We start from the raw sequence: 22,375 nt of genomic DNA on the forward strand, positions 1-22,375 counted from the left end.
CTGGGTCCAGGCATCAGGTCGATGCCGGGAAGCTCGGCTGTATGACCAAGGAGAACTGGACAACATTGCCTGCGTCGTCGCTGACGTCATGGCCGGCTGAGATCGGGCCGGGACGGTGCCCGCCGGGAGGACCGGCGGGCACCAGACGTGCCCTAGGGGAACTGCATGCGACGGGGCCGCGGGATGACCGGCGGCGGCAGCGGCAGGTCGTCGAGGTGGCTCCAGCGCAAGGCGCCGTTGTCGGTGGACTGGAGCTCGCCGAGGCAGGCGCGGAGCAGGCCCAGGTGCGGTGCGCCGGCGAAGCCGGCGATCACCACCTCCGGGGTGGGGGTGATCCGGGCGATCGCGGCGCAGATCTTGGCTACCTCGCGCTCGTCGACGGCGTCGAGCGGAAGGGGGGCCTCGGCCTGGGAACGGCGCCACGGCGGGCCGAATCGGCGGAGGAGTTCGCGAGCCAGCCGGCCGAAGGAGCGGCCGACCGTGGCGTCGCGCATGGAGTCCCGTGCGGTCTGCCCGTAGCACCAGGGAACGACCACGTGCCCGTTGATGACCACGAGTTGATACACCGACTTGGGGACGCTGATGATCTCAGCGCCGGGCAGGGTGCCGAGGAAGAGGACGAGCTCTTCGTACGGCAGGGGCCAACGCGGGTTGGCGAGAACTCGTTCTGTCGTCTGTGTCGTCGCGGGGTGCGCATTGACTTCCCGGTCGATGGCCGTGCTGAAGGCCTCGGGCACCCGGGTCCAGAGCTCGGCGGCGACTTTGTCACCGAACTGCTCGACGACCCACTCGCTAGGACCGACAAGAACGTCTGGACGCATTCGCTACCACCACCGTCCGTGTCGCTGGCGCTACGTCTGGCTAGAAGAGTTCCACCTCCGGAGATCGACAGGAAGGGTCTTCCGCCGACATCTCAAAAACGTCCGTGAATGAAACTCGTCGGAAATCGGTAATCTGCCGCCGCGGCGCCGGAGCAGCAGGTCCGCGACCCGCGAACCTGCAACTCGCACGGCGAACCGCTCGTGCAAGTTGCAGGTCAGCTCGCGGATCAGTCCGCTATTTGACAGTGAACCCGGCCCGTATTTCGTGCGCATTGCGCGGATGCGAACATCAGCGGACGGTGATCATTTCTGACCCAGCCCGGCCAGGTGCGCCAGCACCGACTGATTCGCCTCCCAGCCGTCCGGGAATTTCACCGGCACGCCCAGATGCACCGGCTCGGTCGACGGGTGCGCGTCCAGCAACTCGGCGATTCCGGCCCGTGCCACCACCACACACGCGTGCCGGTGCCGAGACGTCAACACGCACAGCCGGCCGGACTCCAGATGGAAAGCAGTGGCGTCCTGCCGGCCGGAGAGCGGGTGCAGCACCACGGTCAGGTCGTACTCACGGCCCTGCAAACGGTTGGCCGTGTCGACCGTGATGTCCGTGGCATCCGGCGGCAGGAACGAGCGGATGGCGGCCACCTGATCGCGGTGCGCCGCGCCGATGGCGATCCGCTCGGCGGTCAGCGGGTGCGTGCCCGACTCCGAGCCGGTGACCCCGTCCCGGGCCAACGCCCGCACCGCGAGATCTGCGCAGGCCGCAGCAGCCTCCGCGTCCGTACGCACGGTGAACCGTGCGGGCAACTCGTGCAGCCCCCACCCGGTCGTCGCCGCCATGTCGAGGACCGCATCAAGCTCTCCCGCCGCGGGTGCGCCGAAGGCCAGCGTGCGATCGCCCGGCTCGGTGCCGGCCCGGAAACCGGTGAACGGATAGAACGCCTGCGCGACCACGGGCGCCGCGGACGCCGGCAGTCGCCACGAAACCGGCAGGCGGTGCACCGGCAGGTCGGGGTTGTGTCGCAGCAAGACCGCCACGGCGCTCCGCATCGGATCCCAGGACAGGCCGGTCCACCGGTCCACCTCGACCGTGGAGAACGGGTCGAGCTGCCCGGGGTCACCGACGAACAGCGCCCGCTCGAAGCGCGGCGCCACGCGCAACAGCGCATCCGAGCGCATCTGGTAGGCCTCGTCCACGATGGCCCACGGCCAGGTGCCGTCGGTGACAGTCGCCCACTTCGCCGCCGTGCCGATGACGACCCGGGAACCACCCAGGTCGGCGACTTTCGGCGCGACCCGGCAGGCTGGATGCGACCGGACCCGCTCAGTGGCCGCGTAGTCGACCGCGGACAGCCGCCCCACGCTTACCTCGGGGGAGGCCTTGCCGAGCCGGGCGATGAGATCGTCCACCTGCTCGTTGGTCTGCGCCACGATCATCAACGGCTCGCCCTGCGCGGCAAGGACCCCGGCGGCTTTGACCACCAAGGTGCTCTTGCCCGCCCCCGGCGGCGAGTCGACCACGATGCCCCGGTGCGGTGAGGTCGCGAGATCGTGCAGCACGGCATCGACAACGCTGGCCGCCGCAACGGCGGGGCTGTGCAGCGGTGGATCGACGACTCGCGTCGCCGCGGAGGCGGGGCTGTGCAGTGGTGGTGAGACGGTCACGGCGACCACCGTATCGCTGGCGTCCGACACAATCCGCCAGGCGCAAACTTCACCTGAAGTAGGGATTGCCTCCTGCATCGGCACATGTCGCAGAGATCCAGCTACTTTGAGTGAATGACCGTATTCACGGGGGCCGAGGTCGCGGAGGACGGTGTGTACCGCCCGATCCTGCGCCCTCGCCGGGGCGAGCTCGCCGCCCTGCACCACCTCGACGCGGCCGCCGCCCGCCGGGTCACTCCGCTCGTGGAGGCCGCACCCACGGAACGGCTGCTGCCCCTCGTGCGCCAACTCCCGCCGCGGACCGGCGCGATCGCGGTGGACCTCGGCGCCGTGCCCGACCCGACGGACCCGCTGCGGTCGCCGCCGCTCGATCTCGCCGAGGATCTGGCGGCGCTGGGGGTGGCGATGTTGCCGGTGCTGCGGGCGTACGACAGCCGGCGTCGACTGGTGGAGAACGGGCTGGCCGCGCGCATGCACCTGATGCGGGCGGTGCTGCGGTTGCAGCCGCACGTCGACGTGCGTACCGCGGCCGACGCGACCGCGACCACCGGCCGGCTGCTGGCCGGGGCGGGGCTGGAAGCGGAACACGTCGACCTGTTGATCGACCTCGCCGAGACGGCCTGCGCCGCGCACGCCGATGAGTTCGAGGAGCGGGCGCGCCACGTGCTGCGCTGGGCGCGGGCTACCCCGTGGCGGTCGGTTACCGTCGCGGCCGGGGCAATGCCGCCCAATCTGGACGACCTGCCCACCGACGAACCGGTCACGGTCGGCCGGCTCGACGCCCGGATGTGGTCCCGCCTGTGCGAGCCGGGCGTCGGCTACGCGGACTACGGAGTGACGTCACCCGTACGCCGCTATGGCATCAACCACCGCCAGCTGCCCACGCTGCGCTACACAGCGGAGCGTGACTGGTGGATCTACCGCTGGGCCCGACGCGGCGGTCGCAGTGACGACCGCTGTGCTGACCTGTGCCGAACGCTGGTCTCCTCGCCGCACTGGCCCGCCGCGGGCGCCCGCTTCTCGTGGGGCGATGCGGAGATCGCCCGCCGGGCGCGCAGCGCGCGTGGGGGCGGCAGCCCGGCAAGCTGGATGGCGTGGAGCACGTCCCACCACATCGCGCACGTCCTGGAGACCCTGGACCGCCCGTCAGCCGCCTGACCGCTCCCACCGCGAGACTCCGAGCAGAGTGTTGCCGGGCTACGGGGATCTGCCGTCGAGCAGTGCGGAAATGCCGAGTCCGAGGACAGAAGCGCCGACGCTGAGGAACAGCGCCGCAAGGCGGTGGTGGTGCGGAGAGCGGTCCCGCGGCTTGCGGGACCGGCCGAAGTCGTGCCATCCCGGGGAGCTGGCGGCGGCGGAGGTCACCTCGTCCGACCACGGTGCGGGGTGGTAGTCGGTCGAGCCGTAGGCCGGGCTGTTGTTGATGGAGCCGCGATATCCCGGCCCGCCGTTGCCGGACCCCCCGGGGCCGAACATCGCGCCATTTCCATGCATGACGCGCAGCGTAGATGACTGGCACCACGCGAGTGACCCCTGGAAAAACACGGTTGGGTCACGGCTGGTCGGCGACGCCGTGCGCGTACCCGACAGCGGTGGGGTCGGCATCCGATAGCCTGCGAAGAATGCCCGACCAGGAGTCGCCCACCGTCATTCGGGACCGGGCCGTCTCGGTCGCGGACTATCTGCTCGGCGTACGGGCGCACCTGGAACGTCCCGCCCGCCTGGTGCCCGACCCGGCGTGGTGGCTGCACGAGCTGCCGGAGCATCCCGCCTGCGGGCGCGGTCCCGCCGGGGACGATCCGGCCTGGCTGCGAGTGGGCCTGCCCGACCTGCCCGGACCGCCGCCGGTCCCAGCCGAGCTGCGCCGTCGCCTCAACGAGATCACCCCGGTTGCCGAACCGGCCCTCGGCGCAGCGACCGGGACAGAAGGCGCAGCGGCCGGGACAGAAGGCGCAGCGGCCGGGATCGAGGGCGCAGCGGCCGGGATCGAGGGCGCAGCGGCCGGGATCGAGGGCGCAGCGGCCGGGATCGAGGGCGCAGCGGCCGGGATCGAGGGCGCCCCGGCCGGGGCGGAGCAGGACGGTGGATTCGCCGCGTGGCGGGACGAGGTGTGGCGGCCGTGGTCGCTGCTGAGCCACCGCGCGGAAGACGCCTGGGCGCTGCACCGCCAGCTCTTCGACCTCATGCACCAGGCCGACATGGCCGCGGCCACGATCGAGCTGGTGTGGGGTCACGGCATCCTCGACACGGTCGTCGACGGGCAACGGGTGCGGTATCCGCTGGTGGCGACGCCGGTCGTCATCGAGTACGCCCCCGACCAGGCTTTACTCACCGTCTCCCCGCAGGGGCCGTCCCGGTTGCAGACCGACGCCCTCGCCGGGCTGGACGAGCGCTATCTCGCCCAGGTGGTCGCGCTGGCCGGCCCGGCGGGCACGATCGAGGTTGACCTGTGGGACGACCTGGAGCGGCGCGAGCTGTTCGAACGGGCGCTGGGCCGGCTCGGGTACGACCGGACCGTCGTCGCGCCGGGGGAACCCGCCGCGGGACCGCACATCGTGGACACCTGTGTGCTGTTTGCCCGGCCGAAGCAGCGTCTGCTGCGCGCCTTCCTCGAAAACCTGCGTGATCGCCTGCTCGCCGGTGACTTCGCCAGTATCGGTGCGCTGGGCGCGATCGTCGCGCACGAGCCGAGCCGGCTGCAGCTGCCGGGAGATCGGCCGGAGGACTGGCAGCGGGTGGGGGAGCGGCTACTCATGCCGTTGCCGACGAACGAGGCGCAAGAGTCGATCGCGCGTCGGCTTGCCCGGCATCGCAGTGTCGCCGTGCAGGGGCCACCCGGCACCGGCAAGACGCACACTATCCGCAACCTGATCTGTCATCTGCTGGCGAACGGCAAGCGCGTCCTGGTCGTCGCGCAGAAGGAAGACCCGCTGCGGGTGCTGCGTGACGGGCTGCCCGCGGACGTACGGGCACTGTGCCTGGCGGTGCTCGGACGGACGACCGACCAGTTGGTGCAGCTGCAGATCGCCGCCCGCGAGCTGTCCGACCGGGCCGCCACCCTGGACAAGTCCGCGGAGGCGGTCCGGGTGGAACGGCTGACCGGCCGGTTGGCGGAGGCGGAACGGGAGCTCGAGGATGCGCTGGCCGGGCTGCGGGCGATCGCGGCGAGCGAGTCGGCCACCTTCCGGATCGGGGATGCCGAGCTGGCACCCGCTGACGTGGGTGTCTGGTTGCGCGAGCGGGCGGCCACGCACGGCGGCATTCCGGACGCCGTTGACGCGTACGCGCCGCCGCCCCTCGCCCCGGACGAGTTCGCCGTGCTGTTGGAACTCGCCGCCACCCTGTCGGCCACCGACCGGGCTGCTGCGCTGGCGGACCTGCCGGAAGTGGCCGAACTGCCCGCAGCGGCGGAGGCGAAGCAGCACCGGGCGGACCGGGCGTCGGCTGCGGACCGGGTCGCCCGGCTGGCAGCGGCCGGGATCGACGTGGCTGCGGTTCGGGCGCTCGCCGAGACCGGGCTGGCCGAGCTCCTCGACGGTTTGCGCGATGCGGTGGCGTGGCTGCGCCGGCGCGAGGGCACGTGGACGGACCGGCTGGGCCGGCTGCTCGCCGACCCGCACTGGGCGAGGGTGTGGGCGGACCACGTCACCGCCACCGAGGAGCTACTGCGCTCGTTGGCCGACCTGGCGCGGCGACTCGCCGGGCATCGGGTCACCGTGCCACCGGCACTCGCCGTCGAACCGAAACGCCTGCTCGCCGCGCTGGCCGAGGTCCGTGAGCGGTTCGCCGCGGGTAAGGGCCTCAGCCGGCTGCTGCAGGCGTCGCTGTGGAAGCTGGCCGACGAGATCCGGGTCGACGGCGAACCGTTGCGCACTGTCGACGACGTCGACCTCGCCAGCGCCTGGGTACGCCGAGCCCAGGCACAGCGGCGGCTGGGCGAGCACTGGGCGGACTGGCTGACGCGCCTGGCGATCCCGGCGCGCGAGGGCGAGCCCGAGGTGTGGGCGGGTGGCCTGCTGACGGAGGCGGCACAGTCGCTGGGCTGGGATGCCCGGCAGTGGCCCGAGGTGTCGGCGCGCCTTGCTGTGCTCGTACCCCAGGAAGAACTGGATCTTGATCCGGCCCGGCTGGCGGACATCGCGGCCCTGTTGGACGACGGCCCGGTGGTCTTCGCGCTGGACCGGCTGGCCGCTGCCGACCGGGCGGTGGCGGACGGCCTCGTCCGCTGGCCGCGGGCTGCGGCGGCCTGGGCCACCCTCGACGGCTGGGACGAGCACCTCGCGGAGGTACGGCGGCTGCGGGCGTTGCGACCGCACGTGACGCGTTACCTGGAGCTGCATGACCGGCTGGCGGTGGCCGCCCCGGAATGGGCTGCGGAGATCGAGGCGGGGACCGTGCCGGCGGTGTCCGGCAGTGCTTGCGTGCAGGCGTGGCGGTGGCGGCAGGCGCAGACCTGGTTCGACGACGTGGTCGGCAGCGTCGACCCCGCCGTGCTGCACCGCCGTGTCGAGCAGGGCCGGGACCGGATCCGCACGCTCACCGGCGACCTTGTCGTCGCGTCGGCGTGGCTGGAAGTCGCCCGGGCGCTGGACGACCGGCGGCGCGCCGCCCTGGCGGACTGGACCACCGCGCTGCGCAAGATCGGCAAGGGCACTGGGCGCAACGCCGCCACCTGGGCCGCGCACGCCCAGCGGGCCCTGGCCGCCGCGGTCGAAGCCGTGCCGGTCTGGGTCATGTCGGTGGACCGGGCGATCGAGCAGTTCACGGGTGGCGCCCACTTCGACGTGGTGATCGTGGACGAAGCGTCGCAGGCCGACCTGTTCGCCCTGCCGGTGCTGTCGCTCGCCGACCGGGCCGTCGTGGTCGGCGACGATCAGCAGATCGGCCCCCAGCTCGGCTTCATCGGTGCGGTCGCCGGACTGATCCACAGCCACCTCGGAGACGTCCCGTCCGCCGAACACTTCGACCCCGAGTCGTCGTTGTATGACCATGCGGTGCGGCGGTCACCCGAGCGGATCCTGCTCACCGAGCATTTCCGGTGCGTACCGCAGATCATCGAGTTTTCGTCCCGCCACTACTACGACGGCAAGATCCAGCCGCTGCGCGCGGACCGCCCAGCGCTGGAGCCGGTCACGGCCGTGTTCGTGGCCGACGGGACACGGCAACCGGTGCCCGACTTCGGTGACGTCAACGTGCCCGAGGCGGAGGCGCTCGTCGCCAAGGTCGCCGAACTGGTGGCCGACCCGGCGTACCAAGGCAGGTCGCTCGGCGTGATCAGCCTGCTGAGCAGCAGTGGGCAGGCCGGCTACCTGCTGGCCCGGTTGCGGGAGAGCATCGGCGAGGACGAGATCCAGGCGCGGCGGCTGCGGGTCGGCGACGCGTACACCTTCCAGGGCGACGAGCGTGACGTCGTCCTGGTGTCCATGGTGGTCTCGGACGCGGACGGCCGTCCGGCCGCGTTCACCAAACGCGACTATCACCGCCGGATCAACGTCGCCGCGTCCCGCGCCCGGGACCAACTGTGGGTCTTCCATTCCGTACGCCCGTCGTCCCTGCTCGCCGACGACGCCCGGGCCCTGCTGCTGCACTACGCGCAGAACCTGGCCGCCTTCGGTGCCGCGTCCGGCGCCGACCAGGCCTGCGAGAACGAGTTCGAACGCGAGGTGTTGCGGCGGTTGGTGGCCCGCGGCCACCAGCCGATGACGCAGTTCCGGATCGGCGACCACCGCATCGACTTCGTGCTCAACGCGCCGGATGGCCGCCGCCTCGCGATCGAGTGCGACGGCGCCGGCTCCGACGGGCCGGAGCAGTGGGAGCGGGACATGCGCCGACAGGCGGTGCTCGAACGCGTCGGCAACTGTGTGTTCGTCCGGATCAGAGGCAGCATCTTCGCCCGCGAGCCGGACGCGGCACTGCGCCCGCTGTGGCGGCGAATCGAGGAACTGGGAATCTAGGCCGCTTCGTCCTTCTCGATGCGGGCCTTGATCCCGGAGTGTTCGGCCAACAGATTCAGCAGGGCCGGGCCGTCGAGCAATTCCAGCGGGCGGCCGGCCACCGCCTCGTGCGCCTCGGGTTCATAGCCTTCCGTAGCCACCAGAATGCCTTTGGTGGCGCCGGAGTCGGCGACCGTGGCGGCCAGGGCGACCGCCGTACCGGCCGGGACGATCCGGCCGCGCACGGCGTGGATCACCACCGGGCCACCGAAGACCGGCCGGGGGTCGACGGCCTGCCAGCGCCCCTCGGCGGCGGCGCCCATCGACAGACCCATGTTGCTGAACAGGTCGGCGAGGGTCTGCTCCCATTCCGCCGGCGCCATCGTCGCCAGGTTGGGCCGGTGGTCGATGTCGGCGAGCACGTTGAACTCCCCGGTGAAGTCCTGGTCGGCCTCGCGGTCGAAGTCGAGCACCGGCCGGACACCGTCCAGCTGGTCGGGCGTACCGGACAGTCCCGCCTGCAGGTGTTTCAGGCAGGCGACCGGGTCGACGCGGCGCAGCTTGATCGCGGCGAAGGTGTCTCGCGGGGTGTGCACCGAGACCAGGCAGGGTCGGACGAACCGGCCGGTCCGCCGATCGATGGTGTCCACGATCCCGTTGAACAGCACCGCGGCGACCAACTCGCCCCGGTCCGCCTCGATGATCTCGTGCACGGTACGCAGCGCGACCATCGAGATGATCTCCGTGTAGCGGCGGCGGATCTCGCCCTCGTCCCGCGGCACCGCCATCAGCTCGTCGCGAACCCGGTCGTAGCGGTACTCCTTGACGACCGGAATGACCTCGACCGGCGGCAGGTGGTACTCGACCAGGAGACGCTGCTCCTTCGGCAGGTACGCCAAGCGGAAGTGCTGCGGGAAATCGTCCGGGTACACCGAGTTGCCGAGCACCATGGCGAAGTACTCCACCACTGACGCCGGCTCCGCGTTGGCTACTGCCGCTGCGAAGCGGTCCACCTCCGTGTTGTACGCGATCAGCTTCGCCTCGTACCGGCGGCGGTTTTCCTCGTACTGCTCGCGGCGGGCCGCCAGTTGTCGGGTGCGCCGCCGTTCGCTCTCGCTCCACTGCGCCTTGGCCTCATCGAAGGCCCGTTTTGCCTGGTTGAGCTGTTGCTGATGGATCCGGTCCCCGCCGAGAATCTTGCCGACGCCACGCGGGGCCGGCGGGGCGTAACTCTGCCAGGAGGGTTCGGGTGCGGCCCGGCCCAGCCGGCCCGGGTCGAACGGCGGGGCGGCGACCGGCTTCTTGAACCGGTCCAGGTCGATGTGATCGTCGACGTCCAGAGTGGACAGCAGCAGCGCGTCCAGGTCGACCAGGCGCGCCCGCAGGTCGGCGTTCGCGGAGGCGGCGTCGGCCGTACGCGCCTCGGCGTAGAGCCGCCGGTGCTCGCGCTGCCGTTCGACGTCGGCGGCGGCCTGCTGTGCCGCGACGATCGCCAGGTCGGCGTTGCGTCGGATCAGTTGGCGTTGCTGGGCAGCGGCTGTGCTCGCCCGAAGCTCGGCGTGCGCCTGCGTCGCGTGCGCCCGCTGCATGTCCCGAATGATGCCCATGCGTCGTCGTCCTCGCTCACGTGTCCGAAGGGCCACCATATCTACCGGCTCGCGATCTCGTTACGGCGAGCATTGCCGTAAATGCGATCCGTGTATGTCGATCGTGGTCATCGGGTAGGTGTCGCACATGGTTCCCCGGCGGGCACAGGTTGTAACTGTCCGTCATGGAATCTCGGCCGAACGGGCCGACCCGATCAACTCCACCGAACGGTCGGATTCACTCCACTGATCGGAGGAAGAATGCCTGTTCATTGTTTTGTTAAGTGGGCTGCATAAACATTGACGTCGCCGTCCCCTGTTACAACGAGCGGTGACCCGTCGTAATAGGCAGGGGTAACGGTGTCCTGAGCGAGGAGGTGGCGGCGGCGCATGACGGCACCCGACGAGCACTTTCCGCGTCCGCGCGCCCTGCGCGACCGGCTCTCCCGCCGTCCCCGGCTCAGCCCCAACGCCGCCCCGCGGCCGGCCCACCTGCCCGAATCGCGCAGCCCCGCCGACGATGAGGCCTCCTTCACCTATCTCGCCGACGGTGACCGCATCGTCTGGTCCGACGGGCTCGCCGCGCTGCTCGGCCGCCCACCCCGGGAGAACGAGGTCAGCCGCCAACTCTTGGCCCGGCACGTGCACTGCGACGACCAAGCCAAGGCGCTCGGTGCGATCACCCGAGCCTGGACCGCCCGGGAAACCGTCCGAGTCACGCTGCGTCTGATGCGCGCCGACGGTGGCTGGTTCGACGTCGACTGCCGGCTGGCACCCGTCGAGAACCCCGACGGCTCGGTCAGCGGCATCAGTGGCGCGCTGCGCGACGTCTCCGCGCGGGAACGAGCCCGCCGCGAGGTGGCCCGGCTGTCTCGTCGCGGAGAGACCGTCCAAGCATCCGTTGTCGACCCCGACCCCGCGACGGGTCTGCTCACCCGAGCCCGCTTCGCCGACGAGATCGACCGCGCCCAGCGCAGCGGCGGGGGAGCGGTGCTCATCGTCCGGATCGAGCCGGACCGGACCGATGGCGTGCGCTTCGACCTCAACGCCGACCTGCTGCACCGCGCCGCCCGGGTCCTCGAAGGACTGGTCCGCACCGACGACCTGCTCGGTCGAGTCGGGCCGAACGAGATCGGCGTCCTGCTCCCCGGCGCGTCCTGGGTGCTGGCCCGGCGCCAGGCCGACCTTTTCGTCGAGGCCCTGCGCACCCAGCCCTTCGTCCTCCCCGACGCCTGGGTGCACGCCCGCGCCTGGGCCGGCCTCGTCCGGTTCCGGCTCGGCGCCGACGAAGGCAGCCACGACCTGCTGATCGACGCCGAACACGCCTGGCGGCAGGCCCGCGAGGCAGACCGGCCGGTCACCCTGGTGCCCGACCCCGTGCCGGTCAAGGCCCGCCAGGGCTCCTACCGCCACCGGGTCGCCGACGCCCTCGGCACCGACCGGTTCACCCTCTTCGCGCAGCCCATCCTCGAACTGCAGACCAACCTCGTGCTGCGCCACGAACTGCTGCTGCGCGTGCTGGACGAGCACGGCGAGCCGCAGTCGCCCATCCACGTGCTCGACACCGCCGAACGCCTCGACGCCGTCTACGACATCGATCTCTGGGTGGTCGAGCGGGCGATGGAAGTGGCGGCCTCGCTGCCCGGCCACGCCTTCCAAATCAACCTCTCCGGACGTACGGTCGGCGACCCGCGCCTGACTACCGAGGTCGAAACACTGATCGAGCGGTACGGCGTCAACCCGGAACAACTCACCTTCGAGATCACCGAAACGGCGCTGATCGGCAACCTGAGCGAAGCTCGCCACTTCGCCGACCGGATCCGGGACCTCGGCTGCCAACTCGCGCTGGACGACTTCGGCTCGGGCTACGCCTCCTTCCGCTATCTCCGCCTCTTCCCGATCGACCTCGTGAAGATCGACGGCGAGTACGTCCGCAACCTCGTGCACAACCCGCAGGACCAGGTGCTCGTCCGCGCGCTCGTGCAGGTCTGCCAGGCGTACGGAATCCACACGGTTGCCGAATTCGTCCAGGACGAGGCGACGATGCGGATGTTGCGGGAGTTCGGGGTCGACTTCGTGCAGGGCTACCTGATCGGCCGTCCCGAGCCGCTGTCCGCGCTGGGCTCCGTGCCTCGCCTACGCCGCTTCTGACAGTCCCGGCACACCACGATTGCGGACGGCCGGATCCGGGTATCCGGCCCTCCATGGAGCACTACACGATCGCTACGGTTGCCGAGAAGAGCCCGGATTTCCGCCGCGTGCTCTGGACGGGCAAGCACACCCAGCTCGTCATCATGACGATCCCGCCCGGCGGCGAGATCGGCGAAGAGATCCACGAGGTCGACCAGATCCTCACCTTCGTGAGTGGGACCGGCGAGGCCCGGGTCAGCGGACAGACCCGCAAGGTGAACCAGGGAGACCTGGTCGTGGTGCCGGCCGGGCACACGCACAACTTCGTCAACGAGGGTCCGAACCCCATGGTCCTCTACACCATCTACGGCCCGCCGGAGCACGCCGACGGCGCGGTGCACAAGACCAAGGAACAAGCGGACAAGCTCGAAGAAGCCGGCAAGGACGAACCCCCGCAGTCCTAGGGGTATGGCGCCGGGCCGGGCGTGGCCCCCCAGCCCGCCCGGTCGCCGGCGCCGCGCGGAACGATACGCCCGCCGGTTCCCGGTTGTCGATCAAGACTTTGGGCAAGCCCGGCGACCCGGTCGGTGGCCGAGTTCCGGACGGTCACTAACCTGCTGCCATGGACCAGCCGCGGTGGTTGACGGACGAGCAACAGCAGGCCTGGCGCGCTCTGGTAGAAGTGCTGGTCAAAGTGCCGGCCGCCCTGGAAGGCCAGTTGCAGCGCGAGGCCGGGCTGACCCACATGGGCTACCTGGTGCTGGCGACGCTGTCCGAGCGGCCGGACCGACGCCTGCCGATGAGTCGCCTGGCGCGCAAAGCCAGCGCGTCGCTGTCTCGCCTGTCCCACGTCGTGGCCCGGCTCGAGGCGCAGGGCTGGGTTCGTCGCGAACGCGACCCCGAAGACGGCCGCGTACAAATTGCCGTACTGACCGACGAAGGCTTCGCGAAGGTGGCCGAGTCGGCGCCCGGCCACGTCGAAGCGGTGCAGCAACTCGTCTTCGACCGGCTCACCGAAGCCCAGGTGCGCCAACTGCACAAACTCTGCGAAACCCTGCTCGACAACCCCACCGGCTGACCCGGCCCACAACCGGTGGCAAGGTGGTTGCCATGAGTCAGCGAGTCAAGGGAGTCATCGCCCGGGCCAAGGGCGCACCCGTCGAGGTCACCACCATCGTCGTGCCGGACCCCGGCCCCGGCGAAGCAGTCGTCAAAGTCCAGGCCTGCGGCGTCTGTCACACCGACCTGCATTACCGCGAAGGCGGCATCAACGACGAATTCCCGTTCCTGCTCGGCCACGAGGCCGCCGGGATCGTGGAGTCGGTCGGCACCGGGGTCACCGACGTCGCCCCGGGTGACTTCGTCGTCCTGAACTGGCGGGCCGTCTGCGGCAACTGCCGGGCCTGCAACCGTGGCAAGCCGTGGTACTGCTTCGCCACCCACAACGCCACCCAGAAAATGACCCTGGAAGACGGCACCGCACTGTCACCCGCGCTCGGCATCGGCGCCTTCGCGGAGAAGACCCTGGTGCACGCCGGCCAGTGCACCAAGGTCGACCCGGAGGCCCGGGCCGCCGCCGTCGGCCTGCTCGGCTGCGGCGTCATGGCCGGCGTCGGCGCGGCCATCAACACCGGCGGCGTCACCCGCGGCGACTCGGTGGCGGTCATCGGCTGCGGCGGCGTCGGCGACGGTGCGGTGGTCGGCGCGGCCCTCGCCGGCGCCACCACGATCATCGCCATCGACACCGACGACCAGAAGCTCGAATGGGCCAAGGGCTTCGGCGCCACCCACACCGTCAACGCCCGGGACGCCGACGTGGTCGAAGCCGTCCGCGCACTCACCGGCGGCCACGGCGCCGACGTCGTCGTCGAGGCAGTCGGCCGCCCCGAGACGTACAAGCAGGCGTTCTACGCCCGCGACCTGGCCGGCACGGTGGTCCTGGTCGGCGTACCCACGCCCGACATGACGATCGAACTGCCGCTGCTCGACGTCTTCGGCCGCGGTGGCGCCCTCAAGAGCAGCTGGTACGGCGACTGCCTGCCATCGCGCGACTTCCCCCTGCTGACCGAGCTCTACCGCCAGGGCCGGCTCGACCTCGACGCCTTCGTCACCGAGGAAATCCACCTCGACCAGGTCGAAGACGCCTTCGCCAAGATGCACGCCGGCGGCGTCCTGCGCTCAGTGGTGATCCTCTGATGGCCGTACGCATCGACCACGCCGTCACCAGCGGCACCTTCTCCCTCGACGGCGAAACGTTCGACGTCGACAACAACGTGTGGGTGATCGGGGACGACACCAGCTGCGTGGTCATCGACGCGCCGCACTCCGTACCCGACATCCTGCGCGTGGTGGGCGGCCGCAACGTCGTCGCGATCGTCCTCACCCACGCGCATGACGATCACGTCCGGGTCGCTCCGGAACTGGCCGCCGAGACGGGTGCGCCGCTGCTGCTGCACCCGGCGGAAGAAGTGCTGTGGAAGCTCACCCACCCGGGCCTGCCGATGCCAGCACCGCTCAGCGACGGCCAGGAGATTCAGGTGGCTGGCATCTCCCTCACCGTGCTGCACACACCAGGCCACAGCCCGGGCGCAATCTGTCTGTCCGCACCGGACCTGGGCTGCGTCTTCACCGGTGACACCCTGTTCCAGGGCGGCCCGGGCGCGACCGGGCGCTCCTACAGCGACCGCCCGTTGATCGAACAGTCCATCCGGAGCCGGCTGCTCAGCCTGCCCCCGGAAACGGTCGTGCACACCGGCCACGGCGACGACACCACGATCGGCGCCGAGAAGTTCTAGTCCGTCTTCTCTTCCGCGCCGATCGCCAGCCACATGCGGCTGCGGCGGCCGGGTAGGTAGGGCGAGTCGAGACGCTTCGCGACGATGCCGTCCAGGCCCTGGGCTTGGGCGGCAGCCGTCGCGAACTCGCCGCCGCCGGAGAAGAACGGCGGGGTCTGCCAGTGGTCACCGGCCACGTTGAGCCCGTCCAGCAGCTCACGCCGCTCGCTGTAGCGGACCAGTTCCACCGTGGAATGTCCTTCCAGCCACAGCAGGTCGTAGATCAGGAACTGCAGCGGCGTGCGTTCGGCGGCCCGGCGCGCGGCAGCTGAGTCCCGTGGCTGCTTGCGGCGGGCCAGCCGTTCCGGGGAGATCGCCGTCCCGTCGAAGGCGACGAGCTCACCGTCGAGGACAGCCTCCAGCGGCGCGAGTGCCGCGCCAAGGGGCCGAATCTCCGGATACCACGAGGTCACGTCGGTGCCCTCGGCGTCGGTGAGGCGGACTCGACCGCCGGCCACGGCGGCGATCGTGCGGCGGCCGGCCCAGCTGAGCTCGTACCCCCAGTCGGCGTCGTCCGGCGGTAAGCCGGCGGCCCTGGTCGCGAGCATGGGCGCGACCGCATCGGGCATGGCTTCCCAGCCCGGCTCGGGCGGATCCATCCGGCGGACCAGCCAATCCGGCCCACCCGTCTGGAAGAAGACGTAGCGGCCGTGCGTCCGGTCGCCGTGGAACGTGACGCTGATCTCGTCGTCGCGCCACTTGTCCGTCTCGTAGGTGCCGTGGTCGTGGATCGTCATCCGGCCGCCGCCGTATTCACCGGCCGGGATCTCACCGTGAAAGCGAAGATATTCCAGCGGGTGGTCCTCGGTGTGTTTCGCGAGGTGGTTGCGGGCGCGATCCCGGGGCAGCCCGCGCGGCACGGCGAACGACACCAGCACGCCGTCGCGTTCGAGGCGAACATCCCAGTGCAGGCTGCGGGCGTGGTGCTGCTGGATGACAAACCTGTTTCGGCTGGTCGGGCGCGGGCGCAGCCGGGACACCGGTTCCGGCGTGCGGCGGGCGTCCCGCTTGCGCCGATACTCGTCCAGTCGGTCGGCCATCTCCCGATTGTCCGCCGGACTTACACCACTGTCATTTCGAGCCGGCTGATTGTCAGACCCTCGTGCCAGGGTTGACCCATGTATGCCGAACGGTCCTCGGCCCTGCCGCATGTCGTCGCCTGGACCAGCGTCACCCCTCCGGGCGGCACCGCCAAGCGGATCTTGCCGGACGGCTGCCTGGACGTGATCTGGTCGCAGGGCGCGGTGTTCATCGCCGGTCCGGACACGTCTGCCCAGCTCACGACGTCGCCGTCGGGCAGCCGACATGCCGGCCTGCAGTTCGCCGTGGGCACCGGAGCGGCCGTGCTGGGCGTCCCCGCCGACGAGCTCACCGACCGCCGCGTGCCGCTGTCCGATGTGTTGGCGCCCACCCAGGTCCGCCCGTTGGCCGAGGCGGAGAATCCGCTGGCCGCGCTGGAAAGCTTTGCCCGCCGCCGGTGGCGAACGCCGGATCCCACGATGGTGGCGGTCACCGTGGGCGCGCGGGCGGGGCGACCCGTCAGCGCGATCGCCGCTGCGTGTGGCCTCAGCGAGCGACAACTGCATCGCCGATGCCAGCCCGTTTTCGGGTACGGCCCCAAGACGCTGGCCCGGATTCTGCGCCTGGAGCGGGCGATCGGCTTGGCCCGGCGTGGCCGCCCGTTCGCCGAGGTGGCGGTGACGACGGGTTACGCCGACCAGGCCCACCTCGCGCGAGACGTCCGGGCGCTGGCCGGGACGACCCTGACCGAGCTCATGAGCTAAGTGGTGCGAAGAGGTCGACACCGTTGCCGTCCGGGTCGAGGACGCACGCGTAACGCTGTTCCCAGACCGCGTCCCAGGGGGCCAGATGGGACTCGTGACCCGCCTCGATCAGGTCGGCGTACACCCGGTCCACGTCGGCCGGTCCGGCGCAGGCGAAGGCGAAGCTGATGCGCCCCTCGCCGGTGGGTGGGGTGAAGTTCGGGTCAAAGGAGCGGATCGTCTCGTGGGTATCCCAGAGGATCTTGACGCCACCAGGCAGGGTGGCTTCCACGTGCGGCGCGTCCTCGGCGCCGGGCGGAATGTCGAGACCGAGGCGACGATAGAACGCGAGCGACTTGCCCATGTCGGCCACCGCGAGGCCGACCGCAGCGAAGGTAGGTGTCATGCGCCACACGCTACGAGCACAGGAGAGTGTCCGTCTTGAACAATTCGGACGGGTCCTTGATCGCGGGTTTCGAGCCTCGGTGGCGCCGGGTAGTGTCTTGGCTCCGACGCGTATCGAACACCCCTCGGAGGCGTTGCAGCGATGACCTTGCGCATCCTGGTTGCAGGCGCTGGAATCAGCGGTCTCGCCGTCGCCAGGGGACTGCGGATCGCGGGCTTCCGGCCCGACGTGGTCGAAGAACTGCCCGCGACCATGAGCCCCGGCGCCGGCATCTATCTGCCCGGTAGCGCGTCGCGCGCGCTGCGCCAGCTGGGCCTCGACGCGCCACTGCGCCCACTCGGTGACCTGATCTTCCGACAGGTGTTCCAGGACGCGGCCGGTCGCGAGCTGTTCGAGCTGGACGTCGCCGCGCTGTGGGCCGGCGTGGGTGAGTCCCGCGCCCTGTCCCGGGCAGACCTGCAACAGGTGCTGCTCACCGGGGTCGGCGGCGTGGTGCGCTACGACACCGCCGTCCGTGACCTGGCGATCATCGACGGCGCTGCCAAGGTCGAGTTCGGTGACGGCAGCGTCGCGGAGTACGACCTGGTCGTCGGCGCGGACGGCCGGCGCTCCACCATCCGGGAAAAGGCCGGGCTGGGCGGCGCCGCCGTCCCGACCGGTCAGATCGTCTACCGCAGCGTGGTCAGCGGTGGCCCCTCGCTCAGCGACTGGACGGCACTGCTGGGCGACCGTGCCCAGTTCGTCGCCATGCCGATGGGCGGCCGCCGGCTGTACTGCTACGCCGACGAGACCGCCGGCCCCGACGTGCCCAACCCCACAGACCCCCGCGCCCGGCTGCGCGAGCTGTTCGGCAGCTTCGGCGGCTGCGTCCCGGCCATTCTGGACGCGATCGAGAAGGTGCAGGTTGCCCGGACCGACGAGGTGACGATCGACGCCTGGTCCACGGGTCCGGTGTTGCTGGTCGGCGACGCCGCGCATGCCACCGCGCCGAGCCTGGCCCAGGGCGCAGCGATGGCCCTTGAGGACGCCGTCGTGCTCGGCGAGGTGCTCAAGGCGGCCGGCGGTGACGTTCGCGCAGGTCTGCACGCCTATGAACAGCGCAGGCGGGACCGCTGTGGCCGGGTCCGCGAACAGACCCACGAGCGGGACCGGACCCGGGACGTCGACCCGGCCGAGCGCGACCCTATGCTGCGCAGGCGGGGCCAGCGGATCTTCACCGATCACTACCGGCCCCTCGTGGAGCCATTCTGAGACCTGGGTGGTCTTTGGTCACCCCGCGCCCGCCGGGGGTCGGCGGGGGACTATTCTGCCTGCGGAGTACGCCGTTGATCTCAGGCGTACGAGTGGGACGAAACGAGACACCGGAGGACTTCCGTGACGACCGTTGCGCCTAAGCCGATCGTGACTAGGCCTTGGCCGGTCAGGCAGCAGGTCAAGGGCTCGGCCCTCGCGCGGATCCTGCGGACCACGGACGCGAAGCAGATCGGGATCATGTACATGATCACCGCCTTCGTGTTCTACATCCTGGGCGGGTTCATGGCGCTGCTGATGCGCACCGAGCTGGCCCGCCCGGGCATGCAGGTCCTGTCGCCCGAGCAGTACAACCAGATGTTCACGATGCACGGCACGATCATGCTGCTGTTCTTCGCGACGCCGATCGTGTTCGCCTTCGCGAACTTCGTCGTGCCGATCCAGATCGGCGCGCCCGACGTGTCGTTCCCGCGGCTCAACGCGTTCGCCTACTGGCTGTACCTCTTCGGCGGCACGATCACCATCAGCGGGTTCCTCACCCCCGGTGGTGCCGCCGACTTCGGCTGGTTCGCGTACACGCCGCTGAGCAACTCGCTGCACTCGCCGGGCGTCGGCGGCAACATGTGGGTCGTCGGCCTGGCGCTGTCGGGTCTGGGCACCATCCTCGGTGGCGTCAACATCATCACGACGATCATCACGCTGCGCGCCCCGGGCATGACGATGTTCCGCATGCCGATCATGACGTGGAACATCCTGGTCACCAGCCTCCTGGTGATCATGGTCTTCCCGTTCCTGGCCGCCGCGCTGTTCGCGCTGGCCGCCGACCGGGTGCTCGGCGCGCACGTCTTCGACGTCGACACCGGTGGCGCCATGCTGTGGCAGCACCTCTTCTGGTTCTTCGGCCACCCCGAGGTCTACATCATCGCGCTGCCGTTCTTCGGCATCATCACCGAAGTCATCCCGGTGTTCAGCCGCAAGCCGGTGTTCGGCTACAAGGGCCTGGTCGGCGCGACCCTGCTGATCGCCGCGCTGTCCATGAGCGTGTGGGCGCACCACATGTTCGTCACCGGCCAGGTGCTGCTGCCGTTCTTCAGCTTCCTGAGCTTCCTCATCGCGGTCCCGACCGGCATGAAGTTCTTCGTGTGGATCGGCACCATGTGGCGCGGCCAGATCAGCTTCGAGACACCGATGCTCTTTGCGATCGGCTTCCTGGTCACGTTCCTCTTCGGTGGCCTCTCCGGCGTGCTCCTCGCGGCCCCGCCGATCGACTTCCACGTCTCCGACTCGTACTTCGTCATCGCGCACTTCCACTACGTGCTCTTCGGCACGATCGTGTTCGCGGTGTTCTCCGGCATCTACTTCTGGTTCCCCAAGATGTTCGGCCGGATGCTCGACGACCGCATGGGCAAGGTCCACTTCTGGCTGACCTTCCTCGGCTTCCACGCCACCTTCCTGGTGCAGCACTGGCTCGGCGCCGAGGGCTTCCCCCGCCGCTACGCCGACTACCAGGAAGCGGACGGCTTCACCACGCTCAACATGATCTCCACGGTGGGTGCGTTCGTGCTCGGCGCCTCGACCCTGCCGTTCATCTACAACGTGTGGAAGTCGTACAAGGTCGGCCAGCTGGTGACCGTCGACGACCCGTGGGGCGCCGGCAACTCGCTCGAGTGGGCGACCTCCTGCCCGCCGCCGCTGCGCAACTTCGACCGCATGCCCCGCATCCGCTCGGAGCGCCCGGCGTTCGACGCGAAGTACCCCGAGCTCGCCGCCGGTGACCAGTCCATCGCCGGCCCGCCGGAAGGCGGCGCTCGCCCGCTGACGAGCGAATCCGACGGCGGCGCGACCTACCAGGAAGACCTGAGCGACCGCAAGTAGGTCTCCCGCACTGACGGAAAAAGCCCGCCCCGGCAGCGACCGGGGCGGGCTTTCTGTTGTCCCGGTCTTGCAGTGAGCTCGGTCAAAACCGGTGGGGAATGTCGTACCCCTGGCGGAGACTGTCGGGCGGAGGTTAGGACCGAAAATGACACTCACGCCTTACCGGGAGACGCTGGCTCTGCGCGGCATCCCATCGTTGCTGATCGTGGCGACCCTGGCTCGGATCCCCATCACGGCCGGCGCGGTCGTGCTGACCCTGCACGTCACCCAGGACCTGCACCTCGGCTACTTTCAAGCCGGTCTGGCCGGTGCCGCACTCACCATCGGCAGTTCACTCGGTGCGCCGGTCATGGGGCGGTTGACCGACCGCAAAGGGCTCCGGCCCGTCCTGCTGCTCACCACCATCGCCGAAGTGCTCTTCTGGTGCACGTCGCAGGCCATGCCGTACTGGGCGCTGGTCGTTGCGGCCCTGATCGGCGGATTCCTCAACCTGCCGGCGTTCTCAGTGGCCCGCCAGTCGATCGCCGCGCTGACCCCCGAGTCACACCGGCTGCCCGCCTTCGCGCTCGACTCCATCACCACCGAGCTGTCGTTCATGACCGGTCCCGCCCTGGGTGTCCTGATCGCCACTACGGCAGGCGCCCGCGCGGCGATGGTCGCTGTCGCCGTCGGCATCCTGCTCGCCGGCGTCGGCCTCTTCGTGCTCAACCCGCCCATCCGGGGCACCGACGAGGCCCCCATCTCCGCCGGCGAACGGGTGCCCCGCAGCGCCTGGCTGCGACCTCGCCTCATCGCCGTCCTGGCCGTCACCAGCGCCGTCACCCTGGTGCTCAGCGGCACCGACGTGGCGGTGGTGGCCGTGCTCCAGGCCGGCGACGAGGTGCATTGGACCGGTGCAGTGCTCGCCATGTGGGCGGCGTTCTCGCTGCTGGGCGGGCTTGCCTACGGCACGTTCAAGCAAGGCTTCTCACCCGTGCGCCTCCTCGCCCCGATGGCCCTGTTCACCATCCCGGTGGGGTTGGCCGGCGGAAACTGGTGGTTGCTCGGCCTGCTCCTGCTGCCCGCGGGTGCTCTGTGCGCGCCGGCCATCACCGCCACGGCCGATGCTGTGAGCCGGATGACCCCCGCCGCCGCCCGGGGCGAGGCAATGGGCTGGCACAACTCGGCCCTGACCGTCGGCGTCGCCCTGGGTGCGCCACTGGCGGGCGTAGTGATGGACGCCCAGACTCCGGCCTGGGGATTCGCCGCGGTCGGCGGCGTCGGCCTCCTGGTGGCGATCCTGGTCCTCCCCACCGAACTGCGCCGCCGCCCCCACGACGGAGCCGCCGCTGAGAGCGAGAGAGCGGACGCTCAGGCCCCAGCGGAAGAGCCCGTGCCGGTCCGGTGAGCCGCTCCGCGCGCCGCGGCTCGGGCTAGGGCTGGGTGCGGTTGGCTAGCCGAGCGGGCGGGTCGGGGCTCAGGCTGCGGGGGCGACGACCGGGGAGCCGGTTGTCGCCACGGCGGCTTCGTCGAGCTGGGTCAGGGCTGCGGTCGTTGTCGCCTGCGCCACGCCCGCGGTCAGGCCCAACAGCACGGTGGTGGCGAAACCGGCGGCCTTGGCGTCCAGCGCAGTCGCGCGTACGCAATGGTCGGTGGCGATTCCCACCACCTCGACCTCGGTCACGTCGCGGGCGCGCAGCCAATCGGTCAGCCGGTCACCCGTTTCCGTGGCGCCCTCGAAGCCGGAGTACGCGGCTTCGTAAGCGCCCTTGTGGAAGATCGCCTCGACCCGATCCGTGACCAGCGCCGGGTGGAAGTCCGAGCCGGGTGTGCCGGCGACGCAGTGGACCGGCCACGAGTCCACGTAATCAGGTGTGGCGCTGAAGTGCGGTCCCGGGTCGATGTGGAAGTCCTTCGTCGCCACCACGTGATCCCAGCCCCGCCGCGGGTCGGCCAACGCCTCGGTGATGGCTGCGGCCACGCCCGCCCCTCCGGTGACGGCCAGGGAGCCGCCCTCACAGAAGTCGTTCTGGACGTCAACGATGATCAAGGCGCGGGTCATGGTTCCTCCGACTCGGGTGCGACGGTGCCGACGCCGCTGATGCGACGGCGCCAGCGGCAAACGCAGTTCA

At 70.4% G+C, this 22,375-nt stretch carries 18 protein-coding genes; 11 read left to right on the plus strand and 7 right to left on the minus strand.

Annotated features, from left to right (window positions below; all coding sequences use genetic code 11):
- Nucleotides 1-152: 152 nt before the first annotated feature.
- Entirely contained in the window at nt 153-821 is a 669-nt protein-coding gene (locus ACIA1L_RS10145) for a hypothetical protein (protein ID WP_396072274.1), read from the minus strand.
- Between the two features lie 303 nt (nt 822-1,124).
- Nucleotides 1,125-2,423 carry an AAA family ATPase gene (locus ACIA1L_RS10150; RefSeq protein ID WP_396072467.1) on the minus strand — a complete coding sequence of 433 codons (1,299 nt, stop codon included), beginning with the start codon at nt 2,421-2,423 and terminating at the stop codon, nt 1,125-1,127.
- Between the two features lie 177 nt (nt 2,424-2,600).
- On the opposite strand from ACIA1L_RS10150, the gene ACIA1L_RS10155 reads away from it, so the two are divergent.
- Nucleotides 2,601-3,644, plus strand: coding sequence for a beta family protein (locus ACIA1L_RS10155; protein WP_396072275.1), 1,044 nt, complete (start codon nt 2,601-2,603; stop codon nt 3,642-3,644).
- 39 nt (nt 3,645-3,683) lie between these two features.
- Here the strand turns inward: ACIA1L_RS10155 and ACIA1L_RS10160 are convergent, their stop codons facing one another.
- Nucleotides 3,684-3,980 carry a hypothetical protein gene (locus ACIA1L_RS10160; protein WP_396072276.1) on the minus strand — a complete coding sequence of 99 codons (297 nt, stop codon included), beginning with the start codon at nt 3,978-3,980 and terminating at the stop codon, nt 3,684-3,686.
- A 128-nt stretch (nt 3,981-4,108) separates the two neighbouring features.
- Between ACIA1L_RS10160 and ACIA1L_RS10165 the strand changes: the two genes are divergently transcribed.
- Entirely contained in the window at nt 4,109-8,440 is a 4,332-nt protein-coding gene (locus tag ACIA1L_RS10165) for an AAA domain-containing protein (protein ID WP_396072278.1), read from the plus strand.
- Here the strand turns inward: ACIA1L_RS10165 and ACIA1L_RS10170 are convergent.
- The gene (locus tag ACIA1L_RS10170) at nt 8,437-10,026 is read right to left on the minus strand and encodes a restriction endonuclease (protein ID WP_396072280.1); all 1,590 of its coding nucleotides are present in this window, start codon (nt 10,024-10,026) and stop codon (nt 8,437-8,439) included. The genes ACIA1L_RS10165 and ACIA1L_RS10170 overlap by 4 nt on opposite strands.
- Before the next feature lie 369 nt (nt 10,027-10,395).
- On the opposite strand from ACIA1L_RS10170, the gene ACIA1L_RS10175 reads away from it, so the two are divergent.
- The 5 genes from ACIA1L_RS10175 to ACIA1L_RS10195 all read left to right on the plus strand — a co-directional run bounded on the left by ACIA1L_RS10175 (nt 10,396) and on the right by ACIA1L_RS10195 (nt 14,930).
- Nucleotides 10,396-12,156 (plus strand): EAL domain-containing protein, encoded by a 1,761-nt coding sequence (locus ACIA1L_RS10175; protein WP_396072281.1) that lies wholly within the window; start codon nt 10,396-10,398, stop codon nt 12,154-12,156.
- 53 nt (nt 12,157-12,209) lie between these two features.
- The gene (locus ACIA1L_RS10180; protein ID WP_396072282.1) at nt 12,210-12,599 is read left to right on the plus strand and encodes a cupin domain-containing protein; all 390 of its coding nucleotides are present in this window, start codon (nt 12,210-12,212) and stop codon (nt 12,597-12,599) included.
- A gap of 158 nt (nt 12,600-12,757) precedes the next feature.
- Nucleotides 12,758-13,213, plus strand: a complete 456-nt coding sequence (locus ACIA1L_RS10185; protein ID WP_396072283.1) for a MarR family winged helix-turn-helix transcriptional regulator — start codon at nt 12,758-12,760, stop codon at nt 13,211-13,213.
- 32 nt (nt 13,214-13,245) lie between these two features.
- Nucleotides 13,246-14,331 (plus strand): S-(hydroxymethyl)mycothiol dehydrogenase, encoded by a 1,086-nt coding sequence (locus tag ACIA1L_RS10190; RefSeq protein ID WP_396072285.1) that lies wholly within the window; start codon nt 13,246-13,248, stop codon nt 14,329-14,331.
- Entirely contained in the window at nt 14,331-14,930 is a 600-nt protein-coding gene (locus ACIA1L_RS10195) for an MBL fold metallo-hydrolase (protein ID WP_396072287.1), read from the plus strand. The genes ACIA1L_RS10190 and ACIA1L_RS10195 overlap by 1 nt, the downstream gene beginning before the upstream one ends.
- Here ACIA1L_RS10195 and ACIA1L_RS10200 read toward each other — a convergent pair.
- Nucleotides 14,927-16,009: a DNA polymerase ligase N-terminal domain-containing protein gene (locus tag ACIA1L_RS10200; RefSeq protein ID WP_396072289.1), complete on the minus strand. Its 1,083-nt coding sequence runs from the start codon at nt 16,007-16,009 to the stop codon at nt 14,927-14,929. The genes ACIA1L_RS10195 and ACIA1L_RS10200 overlap by 4 nt on opposite strands.
- A 78-nt stretch (nt 16,010-16,087) precedes the next feature.
- On the opposite strand from ACIA1L_RS10200, the gene ACIA1L_RS10205 reads away from it, so the two are divergent.
- Entirely contained in the window at nt 16,088-16,753 is a 666-nt protein-coding gene (locus tag ACIA1L_RS10205; protein ID WP_396072290.1) for a helix-turn-helix domain-containing protein, read from the plus strand.
- On the opposite strand, the gene ACIA1L_RS10210 is transcribed toward ACIA1L_RS10205, so the two are convergent.
- Complete coding sequence (locus ACIA1L_RS10210) at nt 16,743-17,138, minus strand: VOC family protein (protein WP_396072292.1); 396 nt, start codon at nt 17,136-17,138, stop codon at nt 16,743-16,745. The genes ACIA1L_RS10205 and ACIA1L_RS10210 overlap by 11 nt on opposite strands.
- A gap of 141 nt (nt 17,139-17,279) precedes the next feature.
- Between ACIA1L_RS10210 and ACIA1L_RS10215 the strand changes: the two genes are divergently transcribed.
- The 3 genes from ACIA1L_RS10215 (at nt 17,280) to ACIA1L_RS10225 (ending at nt 21,651) form a co-directional block, all read left to right on the plus strand.
- Complete coding sequence (locus tag ACIA1L_RS10215) at nt 17,280-18,389, plus strand: FAD-dependent monooxygenase (protein ID WP_396072293.1); 1,110 nt, start codon at nt 17,280-17,282, stop codon at nt 18,387-18,389.
- 123 nt (nt 18,390-18,512) lie between these two features.
- Nucleotides 18,513-20,264: a cytochrome c oxidase subunit I gene (gene ctaD / locus ACIA1L_RS10220; RefSeq protein ID WP_396072294.1), complete on the plus strand. Its 1,752-nt coding sequence runs from the start codon at nt 18,513-18,515 to the stop codon at nt 20,262-20,264.
- A 145-nt stretch (nt 20,265-20,409) separates the two neighbouring features.
- Entirely contained in the window at nt 20,410-21,651 is a 1,242-nt protein-coding gene (locus ACIA1L_RS10225; protein ID WP_396072295.1) for an MFS transporter, read from the plus strand.
- Nucleotides 21,652-21,720: 69 nt separating this feature from the next.
- On the opposite strand, the gene ACIA1L_RS10230 is transcribed toward ACIA1L_RS10225, so the two are convergent.
- Complete coding sequence (locus ACIA1L_RS10230; protein ID WP_396072296.1) at nt 21,721-22,305, minus strand: isochorismatase family protein; 585 nt, start codon at nt 22,303-22,305, stop codon at nt 21,721-21,723.
- Nucleotides 22,306-22,375: the final 70 nt, after the last annotated feature.

Source organism: Actinoplanes sp. NPDC051859, assembly GCF_044452725.1.
Lineage (GTDB): Bacteria > Actinomycetota > Actinomycetes > Mycobacteriales > Micromonosporaceae > Actinoplanes.

Coding starts and splice junctions, on each gene's coding strand:
- ACIA1L_RS10165 (WP_396072278.1), top strand. CDS start 4,109: ATGCCCGACCAGGAGTCGCCCACCGTCATTCGGGACCGGGCCGTCTCG.
- ACIA1L_RS10190 (WP_396072285.1), top strand. CDS start 13,246: ATGAGTCAGCGAGTCAAGGGAGTCATCGCCCGGGCCAAGGGCGCACCC.
- ACIA1L_RS10225 (WP_396072295.1), top strand. CDS start 20,410: ATGACACTCACGCCTTACCGGGAGACGCTGGCTCTGCGCGGCATCCCA.
- ACIA1L_RS10180 (WP_396072282.1), top strand. CDS start 12,210: ATGGAGCACTACACGATCGCTACGGTTGCCGAGAAGAGCCCGGATTTC.
- ACIA1L_RS10175 (WP_396072281.1), top strand. CDS start 10,396: ATGACGGCACCCGACGAGCACTTTCCGCGTCCGCGCGCCCTGCGCGAC.
- ACIA1L_RS10200 (WP_396072289.1), bottom strand. CDS start 16,009: ATGGCCGACCGACTGGACGAGTATCGGCGCAAGCGGGACGCCCGCCGC.
- ACIA1L_RS10145 (WP_396072274.1), bottom strand. CDS start 821: ATGCGTCCAGACGTTCTTGTCGGTCCTAGCGAGTGGGTCGTCGAGCAG.
- ACIA1L_RS10205 (WP_396072290.1), top strand. CDS start 16,088: ATGTATGCCGAACGGTCCTCGGCCCTGCCGCATGTCGTCGCCTGGACC.
- ACIA1L_RS10160 (WP_396072276.1), bottom strand. CDS start 3,980: ATGCATGGAAATGGCGCGATGTTCGGCCCCGGGGGGTCCGGCAACGGC.
- ACIA1L_RS10210 (WP_396072292.1), bottom strand. CDS start 17,138: ATGACACCTACCTTCGCTGCGGTCGGCCTCGCGGTGGCCGACATGGGC.
- ACIA1L_RS10170 (WP_396072280.1), bottom strand. CDS start 10,026: ATGGGCATCATTCGGGACATGCAGCGGGCGCACGCGACGCAGGCGCAC.
- ACIA1L_RS10230 (WP_396072296.1), bottom strand. CDS start 22,305: ATGACCCGCGCCTTGATCATCGTTGACGTCCAGAACGACTTCTGTGAG.
- ACIA1L_RS10195 (WP_396072287.1), top strand. CDS start 14,331: ATGGCCGTACGCATCGACCACGCCGTCACCAGCGGCACCTTCTCCCTC.
- ACIA1L_RS10215 (WP_396072293.1), top strand. CDS start 17,280: ATGACCTTGCGCATCCTGGTTGCAGGCGCTGGAATCAGCGGTCTCGCC.
- ACIA1L_RS10185 (WP_396072283.1), top strand. CDS start 12,758: ATGGACCAGCCGCGGTGGTTGACGGACGAGCAACAGCAGGCCTGGCGC.
- ACIA1L_RS10155 (WP_396072275.1), top strand. CDS start 2,601: ATGACCGTATTCACGGGGGCCGAGGTCGCGGAGGACGGTGTGTACCGC.